This window comes from Sphingobium sp. RS1 (genome assembly GCF_056156825.1).
In genome coordinates this window covers 1,964,121-1,975,754 of record NZ_JBLZXE010000002.1, presented here as the reverse complement: position 1 = coordinate 1,975,754, position 11,634 = coordinate 1,964,121, and the positions used below count along the sequence as shown (strand labels likewise).

14 protein-coding genes are annotated in these 11,634 nt (G+C 62.0%); all 14 read left to right on the top strand.

Going from position 1 to position 11,634, the window contains the following annotated elements:
* The first annotated feature begins 96 nt into the window (after nucleotides 1-96).
* The 14 genes from ACNHGR_RS11245 (at nucleotide 97) to ACNHGR_RS11180 (ending at nucleotide 11,585) form a co-directional block, all read left to right on the top strand.
* Nucleotides 97-540 carry a hypothetical protein gene (locus ACNHGR_RS11245; RefSeq protein WP_475286124.1) on the top strand — a complete coding sequence of 148 codons (444 nt, stop codon included), beginning with the start codon at nucleotides 97-99 and terminating at the stop codon, nucleotides 538-540.
* A gap of 577 nt (nucleotides 541-1,117) precedes the next feature.
* On the top strand, nucleotides 1,118-1,657 hold the full coding sequence (locus tag ACNHGR_RS11240) for a hypothetical protein (protein ID WP_475286122.1): 540 nt from the start codon (nucleotides 1,118-1,120) through the stop codon (nucleotides 1,655-1,657).
* The gene (locus ACNHGR_RS11235; protein ID WP_475286120.1) at nucleotides 1,599-3,746 is read left to right on the top strand and encodes a terminase gpA endonuclease subunit; all 2,148 of its coding nucleotides are present in this window, start codon (nucleotides 1,599-1,601) and stop codon (nucleotides 3,744-3,746) included. Before ACNHGR_RS11240 ends, ACNHGR_RS11235 begins: the two co-directional genes overlap by 59 nt.
* A complete protein-coding gene (locus ACNHGR_RS11230) occupies nucleotides 3,746-3,955 on the top strand; it encodes a hypothetical protein (RefSeq protein ID WP_475286118.1) in 210 nt (69 codons plus the stop codon). The genes ACNHGR_RS11235 and ACNHGR_RS11230 overlap by 1 nt, the downstream gene beginning before the upstream one ends.
* The gene (locus ACNHGR_RS11225; protein ID WP_475286116.1) at nucleotides 3,952-5,451 is read left to right on the top strand and encodes a phage portal protein; all 1,500 of its coding nucleotides are present in this window, start codon (nucleotides 3,952-3,954) and stop codon (nucleotides 5,449-5,451) included. The genes ACNHGR_RS11230 and ACNHGR_RS11225 overlap by 4 nt, the downstream gene beginning before the upstream one ends.
* Nucleotides 5,372-7,330 (top strand): prohead protease/major capsid protein fusion protein, encoded by a 1,959-nt coding sequence (locus ACNHGR_RS11220; protein ID WP_475286115.1) that lies wholly within the window; start codon nucleotides 5,372-5,374, stop codon nucleotides 7,328-7,330. The genes ACNHGR_RS11225 and ACNHGR_RS11220 overlap by 80 nt, the downstream gene beginning before the upstream one ends.
* Before the next feature lie 73 nt (nucleotides 7,331-7,403).
* Nucleotides 7,404-7,853, top strand: a complete 450-nt coding sequence (locus ACNHGR_RS11215) for a hypothetical protein (protein ID WP_475286113.1) — start codon at nucleotides 7,404-7,406, stop codon at nucleotides 7,851-7,853.
* A 39-nt stretch (nucleotides 7,854-7,892) separates the two neighbouring features.
* Nucleotides 7,893-8,219: a DUF2190 family protein gene (locus tag ACNHGR_RS11210; RefSeq protein WP_475286112.1), complete on the top strand. Its 327-nt coding sequence runs from the start codon at nucleotides 7,893-7,895 to the stop codon at nucleotides 8,217-8,219.
* Between the two features lie 2 nt (nucleotides 8,220-8,221).
* Nucleotides 8,222-8,578 (top strand): head-tail joining protein, encoded by a 357-nt coding sequence (locus tag ACNHGR_RS11205; RefSeq protein ID WP_475286110.1) that lies wholly within the window; start codon nucleotides 8,222-8,224, stop codon nucleotides 8,576-8,578.
* Nucleotides 8,575-9,258: a DUF6441 family protein gene (locus ACNHGR_RS11200; RefSeq protein ID WP_475286109.1), complete on the top strand. Its 684-nt coding sequence runs from the start codon at nucleotides 8,575-8,577 to the stop codon at nucleotides 9,256-9,258. The genes ACNHGR_RS11205 and ACNHGR_RS11200 overlap by 4 nt, the downstream gene beginning before the upstream one ends.
* Before the next feature lie 3 nt (nucleotides 9,259-9,261).
* On the top strand, nucleotides 9,262-9,699 hold the full coding sequence (locus ACNHGR_RS11195; protein ID WP_475286107.1) for a hypothetical protein: 438 nt from the start codon (nucleotides 9,262-9,264) through the stop codon (nucleotides 9,697-9,699).
* Between the two features lie 12 nt (nucleotides 9,700-9,711).
* A complete protein-coding gene (locus ACNHGR_RS11190; RefSeq protein ID WP_475286106.1) occupies nucleotides 9,712-10,647 on the top strand; it encodes a phage tail tube protein in 936 nt (311 codons plus the stop codon).
* A 12-nt stretch (nucleotides 10,648-10,659) separates the two neighbouring features.
* On the top strand, nucleotides 10,660-11,001 hold the full coding sequence (locus ACNHGR_RS11185; RefSeq protein WP_475286104.1) for a hypothetical protein: 342 nt from the start codon (nucleotides 10,660-10,662) through the stop codon (nucleotides 10,999-11,001).
* Nucleotides 11,001-11,585 carry a hypothetical protein gene (locus ACNHGR_RS11180; RefSeq protein WP_475286103.1) on the top strand — a complete coding sequence of 195 codons (585 nt, stop codon included), beginning with the start codon at nucleotides 11,001-11,003 and terminating at the stop codon, nucleotides 11,583-11,585. Before ACNHGR_RS11185 ends, ACNHGR_RS11180 begins: the two co-directional genes overlap by 1 nt.
* The last annotated feature ends 49 nt before the right edge of the window (nucleotides 11,586-11,634 follow it).

The following is an 11,634-nucleotide window of genomic DNA, read 5'->3' as shown; positions in this document are numbered from 1 at the left end:
TGAAAATATACATATATGCTTCCAATCCTTCCGATCATTCCAACATAGAAGAATAAATAAGGCTTTTCAGTAGGTTAATAGATGGAAGGGTTGGCGATGATGGTTCCGGTGGCGGAAGGGTCGGTTTTCTGGACATTTGACGACGTCGAGGCGCGTCTGGTGGAGGCGATGCAGTTCCAATGGCGGACCGAGAGCGGGACGTGGGGCTTCGCCAGTGACGGGCCGTGGCATCTGATCGTGCGGGACTGGTGGGACTGGGCGGCGCATGAAGAGCGGCCTGTGCCTCGCATCCCTCTGTCGCGCGAGCAGTTGGCGCGGATGGAAGAAGCGTCGGCCTGGCTGGCGCATGCGCCTGAGCGCGATCGCAAGCTGGTCGTGCTGGCGGTCACGGCGCTGGCTGCGGGGCGTAAGGTGGTGCCGTGGCGGGCGCTGCTGCGGCCATTGGGGCTGAAGCGCGGTGCGGATGGGCTGCGCATGCGCTATGGCCGGGCTGTAAACCGCATCTGCGTGACGCTGAATGGCGCAGAAATGCGCGCATAGACACGGCGCAAGGGGTAGAATGTTGCGTCATGCGAATAAAGTTTGTTCGCCTTTTCCTTCAAATCGACTAGTTCAGACATACGCTGGTGGCGGGCCTGTGTTCGGGGCCAGCGTGGCGATCCTCTCCTATCCTGCAACGCCCCGCTTGGCCTCGGCCCGGCGGGGCGTTGCCGTTTCGGGCACGGTCGGTGCGGCGGTCCGGGCGGGCAGGGGGTGACCCCACCCCCGAACGGGTCCTTACCCGGCCCGGCCCCCTAGTGCGGTGGGGCGAGGCGCTGGGTTTTGGGGTTCATGCGGCCCCGATCGTTTTGAACTGCGTGAACTGAACCGCGAGCCGGTGGGTCGAGCGGGCGGTCGCCTGCGCACGGCCGGATGAGGGCCGAGAGGGCCGGGCACCCCCGCCCCCCTTGGGTCCTTCCCCGGAATAGGGGCAGTACGGAGGCCAAAGGCGCAGGACACGCGACTATGCTGAATTTTTACTTAGGCTCTTGTTTTTCTTTGGGTTTCGGTGATGCGCGGGTCTCTTTCTGAGCTTGCATCCCTTGCCGGGATGCCGTCCGAACCGACGCTTCGGAAGATGATCGGGAGCGATCCCGATTTTCCGGGGATTGTGAAGTTCGGCAAGAATGGCGACGCCTATGAGATCGATCTGGATGTGGCGGCGCGCTACATCCAGTCGCTCGACCAGGCCAAGCGCGACGCGGCCCGATCGCGGCGCGAAGAGCTGGACCTGTTCGCGGCCGATATGGGCCTGTCGGTCGCGACGACCGAACCCGGCCTGACGATCGCCGACCGAAAGGCGCTGCTGGAAGAGGAAATCGTCGCCATCAAGCTTTCGCGTCTGCGCGGCGAGATGGTCGACAAGGCCAGCGTTGAAGCCGCGATCGGGCAGGTGCTGGTCTGGTTTCAACAGACGGGCGCAAGCTTTTCGGCGCGTCTGGCCAAGCGGGCGGACGTTTCACGGGAACTACAGATCGAAATTGATACGCTGATGGCGGCCGACCAGACCGCTTTGAGCAACAGGATGAAGGAACTTGCGGAGAAGTTAGCAGGCGGCGATGGCGACGATGGTTCCGACATCCCTGCCGGCCCCGCGCTGGACGCTACCGCCCCGTGAAACCGGCGCGCATATTTTCGCCCGCTTGTCGCACCTCTATGCACCGCGCGAAAGGCTGACGGTCAGCAACTGGGCGCGGAGAAATACGGACTTCGATCTGGACGCCTTGCCTTGGCATCCGGTGGTGATGGATGCACTGGGCGCGCCGCAGACCGGCGAGGTCGGGCTGTTAGGTCCGTCGCAGGGCGGTAAATCGACCATAGGGCTGTGCTGGCTGGGATCGCTGATCGATCAGGATCCATCCGATTTCATGATGGTCCAGCCTGACCGCATTGCGACGCAGACCTTTGTCGTGACGCGGATACAGCCGTTCGTGGACAAGGTGTCGGCTCTGCGGCGCAAGCTGCTGCAGACGGCCAGCGCCAACAACATCTTCCTGAAGCAATTTCAGGGGATGTTCGTGATGTCTATCTGGCCGGTGCCGAGCCAGTTCGCCCAGCGCCCCGTGCGCTGCGGTTGGCTGGACGATTATGACCAGATGGATAGCGACATCGGCGGTACCGCCGATGAAGCGGGCCAAGGGTCCGCGATCAAGCTGCTCAGCGGCCGACAGACGACATTCGAAGGGCGCGACACGAAGTTCGTGTCGTCGTCGCCGGCGGACGAGACGGGCGGGAAAACGGAAGCGTTCGTAGAGAGCGGGACTGACGAGAGCCTGCACCCGGAATGTCCGTCGTGCGGCGACCGGTGGAAAATAGATATACGCCGCGATCTGCAGTTCGATCGCAGCGGCGGGCCTGAGCTTGCCGAGAAGACGGCGACCGTCGTCTGTTCGAACGGATGTGCCCTGCAGCCGAGCGATCGGCGCAAACTACTGAACAGTCTGAAGGTGTTGCCTGAAGCGGGCTTTGTCGCTGCCAAGCCGGAGGCCGGGCCGTGGCGCAGGACATTCCGGATTGATGGCCTGATGGCCTTCACCAGTTGGCCGACGTTGGCGCGCGAACTGCGTGACGCGGAGATCGCTTGGCAGGACCGGCAGGATGAAGGCCCGCTGCGGACCTTCTGGAATACGAAGGGGGGCAAGAATTATCGCTCGATCCTGTCGGGCGAAAAGCCGCTGAAGTCGGCCGAGCTGGCCAAGCGGCGGGAGGCCGGGTTCGCCCTGGGGACTGTACCTGCTGGCGTGAAGGTCATCGTGATCGTGGTCGATGCGCAGGCGTCGAGCTTTCAGTGCGCAGCGATCGGCTTCGGCGAGAAGCTGGAAAGCTGGATCATCGACCGCTGGTCGATCGATGTGCTGGAGGATGGGACGCCCATTCGGCCTTTCCATGAACCGGCGCATGCCGACGCGCTCTTGCCGCTGTGGCGCAAGACATGGCCGCTGGCAGATGGGTCAGGGGAAAGTCCGCCAGCGCTGTCGGTGGCGATCGACACGGGTGGCGGCGGCACGAAGGAGGATAGCTGGACGAAGTCCGCCCAGGCGCTGTGGCACAAGGCCACCGCGCCCAGCACGCGCGACGGATGGGGAATCGAGCGGCGGCGGGTGACGCTGGTGAAGGGCGGCAGCAATCCGCTGTCACCACGCCTGATGCCGCAGGGTGAGTTTGCGGACAAGAAGGTGTCGGGCGGTGCGAAACGCAATTCGCCCGACCTGTGGCTGCCCAATGTCCATCGGATCAAGAACATCATCGACGTCCGATTGCGCAAGGCGGAGCCGGGGCCGGGATATATCCATATTCCGGGTGCCGATCGGCCCGGTAGTCCGGCGCGGCACGTGTCGGAGGGTGAGCCGGGGCTGGCCGATGAATATCTGGACGAGATCACAGCCGAAGAGCTGAAAGACGGCAAGTGGAAAAAGCTGCGAGCGCGCAACGAGACGCTGGATCATCTGGTCTACGCCTATGCGTCGATCCTGAAGCCGCCATTCGCGCAGAGCCGCGATCACATGCGGTGGGTGCCGAAAGCCTATCGGGTACCGGACCAGGCGATGGGTGTGCTGCCCGCCAATGATGCACCCGCCGCGATCGTGGTGGTGAAGAAGTCTGTGGACATGACCGCACCGGGCCGACCGCGCCCGAAGCCGGCACCGGTGCCTCGCAGGGACTGGCTGACGTCAACGCGGTCGGACTGGTTACAACGGAGACGATAATGGCTTGGACCCGCGCCGATCTGGACAAGATTGATCAGGCGATCCTGGACCCGACGAAGAAGGTCACCTTCTCCGACGGGCGCAGCAGCGAGAAGCACAGCTTGGACGAACTGCGCCGGCTCCGCACGGAGATGAAGGCCGAGGTAATCGCGGATGAAAACCGCGCGATGCCCAAGAAGGGTTTCACTATCGGGCGGATCGGCCGGTGAACTTCATCGACCGCGCCATAGCTGCGGTGTCGCCGTCGCGCGCACTCAAGCGCAGCGTCGTGCGCGCCCAGCTGGAGCGGGTCGAGCAGGTCCGCGCTGTGCAGAATCGCCGGCAGAAGCGCCGCGGGGATGGCTGGGCGGTGAATGATCCGGCGTCTCGGCCGACCCATAGTGCGATCGGCGGCACGTCGATCATGGACCGGCAGAAGCTGCGCCGGATATTTCGCCTGAACCCGTTCGCGCGGAAGATGAAGGCGAACCTGCTCAACAATCTGGTGGCCTACGGAATCACGGCTACGCCGAAGGGGTCGAAGAAGCTGCAGCGCGAGTGGCGCGAGTGGATTGCGCTTGCCGATCATGACGGCGTGCAGGACCTTTACGGTCAACAAGAACTGGTCACTTGGGCCATGCTGCTGGATGGCGAAGTGTTCATCCTGCGCCGACTGATAGCCGGAGCAGGCCACCCGCTCCGCCTGCAGGTGCTTCGCGTCGATCAGCTGGACGGCGCGGTAGCGGGCCAGCGTGTTCGGGACGGTATCGAATATGGCGAGGATGGCAAGCCAACCTTCTATCACTTCCGCAGATCGCTCGATCCTATGTTCGGCACCGGTAGCGAACGAGTTCCGGCGTCCGATGTGATCCACCTGTTCCGGCGCGAGGAGCCGGGTCAGTGGCGCGGTCGCAGCCATTTCGAGTCCGTGGTCGAAGGCCTGGACGATGTCGATGACTATATCGAGGCCGAGGGCGTTCGGAAGAAAATCGAGAGTTGCTTCGCGGCCTTCGTGACCACGTCGGTCGATGCCGATCCGTCATCGGTCGGCGCGGTCGATGGTGAAGTTGATGGCCGATCGGGTCAGCCGTTCGAGTCCTTGTATCCCGGCATGATCAGCTATCTGGATCAGGGGCAGACGGTCAGCTTCGGTGAGCCGAAGGCTGCAGGCGGTTTCAGCGATTTCCTGCGCTGGGGCAACCTGCGCGTCGCTGCGGGCGGCGAAGTCACTTACGAAGGAATGACGGGTGACCTGTCAAACGTCAATTTCTCCAGCTTCAAAGCCGGGTCGAATGAGTTCGAGACCGGTATGGGGCGCATCCAGTGGTTGACGATCATTCCGCAGTTCTGCGTTCGCGTCGTCGACTGGTGGCTGGAGGCATCCTTCGCCACGGGCCGGATCGGCCCGCGCGACCTGAAGGCCGAGTTCAAGCATACGCCACCGCGCGTGAAAACTATCGACCGTGCCGGCGACGCCAAGGCGGCCCTGCTGGAAATGCAGGCAGGGATCGAGAGCCGCCGCAACCTGATCGGCGAACGCGGCAACGACCATGACGAACTGATGGACGAGATTGCGACCGATCGGGACGCCAATGCCAAACGCAGAATCGCCTTCATGGGCGACCCTAGCACGCCAGGAGCCAATAATGCCTCACAGTCCGGAAGCGGCGCAGACAGTAGCGCCGATGATGTATCGAGCGGCAGCGACGCAACCGTCGTCGTATGACGAAGCTGATAACTCTATCGAAATCTGCTGGACCACGGGTGCTGCCGGCCTGCGCTTCGACTGGTGGGACGGCGAATATTATGTCGAGGAACTGAGCCTTGACCGATCCGCCGTTCGCCTTGATCGGCTGAATAACGGTGCCTGCCTGCTCGATAGTCATAATGACTACAGCCTGCGTAATGTGCTGGGCTCGGTCGTTCCCGGATCGGTCCGGATCGGTGATGGTGAAGGCGTCGCACGGGTCCGGCTCGCCAAAACGGCTGATGTTGCCGATACCAATCAGAAAATCATCGACGGTCATATCCGCAGTGTGAGCGTCGGGTACATGGTCCATACTTATCTGCGCACCGAAAAGCAGGGCGAAAAGCCTCACATGCTTGCCACGGACTGGGAGCCGATCGAGCTTTCCATGGTGGCGGTGCCATTTGATGCCGGGTCGCAAGTCCGCGCCCGCAAAGCCGAGCAGGGCGGCCACCCCTGCATCATTCGCGGTGCGCCCGCGATATCCGAGGAAGTTATCATGCCCGAACCGATCGCCCCGGCGCCGGCGCCCGTCCCGGCACCGGTTGCCACGCCTCCCGCTCCGGTCGTGCCGGAAACGGAAATCCGCGCCGGCGAAGTCACGCTGAAGCGGATGATGGACCTGTTCACCCGTTCGTCGCTGAGCGATGCGCAGCGCACAGCTATCCTGTCCCGCCACGCTGAAAGCCCGATGACGGAAGAGCAACTGACCGACGCAATCACCGACGCCTATGTCGCCGATCGATCGCAGCCGCAGATTACCGGTACCATCACGATCAGCGCCGACGAACAGGATAAGTATCGCAATGCTATGCGCGGTGCGTTCGTCGTCCGCATGGCCAATAGCTTCGATGCGCCGGAAGACGGCGGCGAACTGTTCGGTCATATGGGGACACTGGAAATCGCGCGCCAATATCTGGAACGCTCCGGTGTGCGGACTGCGAGCTACAGCCCCTATCAATTGTGCCAGGAAGCGCTGGGTTTCCGCCATGGCGCCATGACCACCAGCGATTTCGCAATTGCTCTCCAACAGGCCGGCAATCTCGTCATCATGACCGAATATGAGGCTGCGTCGGACAACTGGAAGCTGCTATCGAAGGAGACGAGCGCCAACGATTTCCGTCCCACACCGATCGTCGGCCTGGTCGGCGCGTCCGAGTTTCAGGTCGTCGCGGAAAACGGCGAATACACCTACGGGTCGTTCCAGGACATCGGCGACAGCTACAAGCTGTGGACCGCTGGCAAGATCTACTCGCTGTCGCGTCAGTTGATCATCAACGATCAGCTGGGACTGTTCAGCGATATCTCCTCCAAGCTGGGTACGGGTGCCGCGCTGCATGAATCGAATGCTGCCTGGGCCAACATCATTGGCAACCCCTTGCTTACGGATGGCTTTGCGCTGTTTTCCTCGCAGCACGGCAATCTTGCAGGTTCAGGATCGGCGATCACCACGGCGAGCCTGGGCGTGGCACGTGCGTCGATGCGCAAGCAAAAGGACCGTGACGGTTCCACGGTGATCAACATCGTGCCGAAATATCTCGTTGTCGGCCCCGACAAGGAAACGGAGGCAGAGGCTGTATTGACGGCCGTCGCGGCGACCCAGAGCAGCAACGTCAATTTGTTTGCAAATAAGCTGACGCTGGTCGTGGAGCCTCGCATTACGGACAACAGGTGGATGTTGTTCGCCGATCCGAAGCGTGCAGCCGTCGTGCAGCATGCCTATTTGAAGGGCCAGCGCGGAGTCTACACGGAAACCCGCGTCGGTTTCGAGGTGGATGGCGTCGAATATAAGGGGCGCACGGACTTCAATGCGAAGGCGATCGACTATCGCGGCGCCTACATGAACCCCGGCGCCTGACACCCTCCCCATTCATGATGATTTCGACATGGGCGGCTTCGGCCGCCCATGTCGTTTCCGAAAGGTGAAAGACATGAAGATCGTAGCTTTGCAGCGCACCGTGATGATCGGTGGCTTGCCAAAGGGCCCGAACGACGGCCCGCAGACTGTCACGAACGCACAGGCCATCCATTTCGTTGATAATGGCGACGTGCTGCCGGAGGATGTGCTGGATACCGACATCGATAATCCCGCAGAAACCGACGGTGATTTTGACGTCAAGGCTTTCGACAAGGCCGTCAGCAAGGCCGTCAAGGCACAGCTGAAAGAATTGCGTTCCGCCGACGAAAAGGCAGTGCGTGAGCAGCTGGAGAAGCAGAAGTCGGACGGCGATGCCGCCCTGGACGCGGAAATGATCCGCATCCGCGAGGAAGGCGACAAGCTTCTGAGCGAAGCGCTCGAAAGCCAGCAGGCCGAGCAGGATGCCGCTTTTGATCAGCGCGTCGCCGATGCGGTTGCCGCTGCCGCTGCCGCTGCCGGTTAACGCCGGCCAATCCACCCCGCTTCAATTTAGGAGGTCAGAATGAAAAACTTCATCCAACGCGGTGACAATGTCGATTGCATTGCGCCCTATGCCGTCAAATCCGGCGACGGCTTCCTGGACGGCGCCGAATTCGCCGTTGCGTCGACGGACGCTGCGAGCGGTGCTGCCGTAGTCGGCGTCACTCGCGGCGTTTTCAGCTTGCCCAAGGCGGCGGTGACGGTCACGCGCAAGACGGTCGCGTATTGGGACAACGCGGCCAAGGTTGTCACCAATGTCGCCAGCGGCAATACCAAGATCGGCATCTTCCAGGCTGCCGCAGCGAGCGGCGTAGCAACCATTGCTGTAAAACTGATCGCGGCGATCTGATCGTGGTCGATCCGTTTGCCTCGGCGCTCGATGCGATCTTCAATGCGCCGGGATCCGAGGCTGCGGAGCATATATCGACAACCGGCAAATGGACGCGCGACGTGCGGATCATTCGGAGCCACAGGGACAGTGAAACCCGCTTTTCCGGCGGTGGTCGGATCGAGATGATCCGCGAGATGCAAATTCGCCAGTCTCAGCTGGAGATGATAGACGAAGGCGACACGGTGCTTGTCGGCAAGACCGACGAATCTGGCGATTTCCATCCGTCAGAAGAGCTTGTTCTGACAGGTGAGCCGCTGTCGGATGTGGAAGGACTCACATGGACGGTCGGCTATGAGCCGGTCGATGTCTCGCGGTGAAACTGAAGTCGCAGATCATATCATCTTCGCTCACCAGCCAGTTGGATGCGGTTGAGGGCGACCTAGCTCAAGACATCACCGCAGTCATGCGAGAAGAGACGGCGTCATTGAAAGATGATCTGCGGGATCAGATAATTTCAGCGGGTCTGGGATCACGCCTGTCTAAAACATGGCGCGGCGAAATCTACCCTAAAGGGTCGAGATCACTTAACCCTGCTGGCTATGTGTATTCGGCCGCACCCTTAATTGTGCAGTCCTACATCAATGGCGCCACAATCCGGCCTATGAACGGGGCTAAGTGGCTCTGGATACCGTCCAAGAATGTGCCGCCGCGTCGTCGGTCGGGAAGCTATGCGTCGTCGCTTGGGCGGCGCGCCGGCGGATCGAAAATGACGCCGGAAGAGGTGGAACTGCATTTCAACGCTGAACTCGATGTCGCGATCGAGCGTGGCAAGGGCTTCGCCTTTATCGATGTCGTGTCCGGCCTGTCGGGCGGACATCGTCAGGCGACAAAGGGCCGGGTCGCGGGCCGCCGGGGCATGGCCCCACGCAAAGCGAAGCCGGTGCTGATGTTCACGCTGGTCAAGTCGGTCCGCAAGCCGAAGCTGCTGGACCTTGACGGGCCGGCCCAGCGCGCCGCCAACCGGGTCGCGCGCCGGCTGCAAGCGAAGTGGGGCTGAGCCATGTCAAAACGGAATGATGTCGACCGCGCGATCCTCAAGCTCGTGCAGCGTGCGTTGGCCGGTCATGCGGTGATAGGCCTGGAGGATGGGGCGGAACGTCCGAAGCGGACACATAATCTGGATACCGTGCTGGTGCGGGACGGCGAACTGGATGAACCGGACATCGACCTATCGCCGCCTACCTGGCACTGGACCCATCGCGTACCGGTCGAGCTGCGGGCCTTCAAACAGGCCCGGTCCCTACGGTCGGTGCTGGACGACATGGCTGGCAAGGTGGGCGCGGCCGTGGCGGCCGACCCCTTTCTGGGCGGGCTTGTCAGCTTTCTCGACGTCAGCGGCCTTGATGTCGAACCGCTGAGCAGCTTTGGCACGCGCACCGAACTGGGCGCAAGCTTCGACATCATCGCTACCTATTCGACCATCACCCCCCTTAACTGACGGAGAACGATCATGGGTTTCGGCATGGGCATCAACGCCGTGCTGCACGCGGTCGATGAAGCGACCTACGGCACCACGCCCGCCACCGGTTTCAAAAAATTGCCGTTCGTCAGCTCGACGCTCGGCGAAGAGCGGCCGCTGATCGAAGATGATCAGCTCGGCTTCGGTCGTGAGGGACTAGATCCTGTGCAGGACGTTGCCACCAATGACGGTGACATTGTCGTTCCCGTCGACGTCGCGGCAATCGGCTTCTGGCTCAAAGGGTTTTTCGGTGCCGCAGCGGTGACCGGAACGGGCCCGTACACCCACACATTCCAGTCCGGCGCGGCGGCGCTTCCGTCTCGATCGATCGAGGTCGGCCATCCGGATGTTCCCGCCTACTCCGTCCACTATGGCGCCGTGCTCAATCAAATTCGGATTGGGATGGCGCGATCTGGCATGCTGAACGCCACATTGTCGATGATCGCGCAGGGCGAAACGACGCCGGTTGCGGCCTCTGTGGCCGGCACGCCAACGGCGCAGCAGGGTGTCCGCTTCGCCCACGCGACGGGTGTCATCAAGCGGGACGGCGTCGCCCTAGGCAACATCGTATCCGCCGATATCTCCATGTCCAACAGCCTGGAGAAAATCGAGGTTATCCGGTCCGACGGTCGCATCGGCGGCGTGGTGCCCGGTGTTGTGCAGGCCGCCTTGCGCTTCACGGCAAGATTCGACAGCCTTGCGCTGTTGACGGCCGCGACCGATGGAACGCCCGTCAATCTGGATGAAATCGGGTGGGCCAACGGGACGAACAGCCTGAAGTTCGCGCTTCCGCGCGTATTCCTCCCGCGCACCAAGCGTCCGATCACCGGACCGGGTGGCGTGATGGCAGAATTTAATTGCCAGGCCAGCGGCGCCGGCGGCCACAAGATCACGGCCAAGCTGATCAACGCCATTGCCAGCTATTGAAGGAGGTTCGTGATGACGAAGCCTAAAACCCCGGTGCCTTCGGCGGATGTCGCCGCCGAAATCGCGGCGCCGGCTGCCGCCCAAGCACCGTCCGTTAAGGAAGATGCCCCGCCCCTCTATGCCAAGCTGGGCGTCACCCCTAGCGTTGTATGTGCGCGACTGCGCATCATCGACGTCGAGACGGGCGACCGCATCGACAAGGTGATCGAAGCGGACGTCGAAAATGGCCGCGTCGTGCGCTATGCCGTCGAAAATGGCGCGCTGGTGCGGGATGGCGACCGGTTCCAGACGATCGAGGAAGAACGGAAAATCCGGATAGAATGGTCGACCGGCAATCAGAAGGACAGCTTCTGATGCTCAATCTGGATGCCGAGCGCCTGGCGCGTGAGCCATGGTGGGTCACCGTAGTGGATGCCGTGGTCGGCGAAAGCCCGGAGGACAGCAGCCCCGCGATCCGCGTTCAGTTTGCGCCGATCGGCAGGATCGCTCTGCGCGCTGCCAAGCGGGCGGCAAGCGCCTGCTACGCTGGTCTGTCCCTTGATGATAATCAGCCCTTGCCGACCGATGTCATCGAGCAGGCGGGTGACGCCCTTTCGGACAGCCTGCTGCGGTCTGGCATCATAGGCTGGGAGGGTGTTGGCGACCAGAATGGCGAGCCGGCTCCCTTGACGCCGGAAAATCTGGACCTGTTCCTCTCCGATCCTTCCCGCTGGGAAATGCTGGACAATGCCTATGTGCGTCCGTTCATGCTGCGAGAGCTGGAAAAAAACGTATCATCGCTCTCGCGGAATGGCATTTCAGCGGGGGCGATGCCGGCAAGGGATACTGCCAATCGGTCTGTCAGGCGCAGCGGGAAGGCCGATGCCAAGCGAAACCGAAAGAGGGCCGCAAAGCCTGCCCCTATGTCGAAAACGAGCCGACAACCGACGCAGGACTAGGCGTCTGGGACATTATTGCCGGATGCAATCGCCAGCTGCGCGCTGGAAT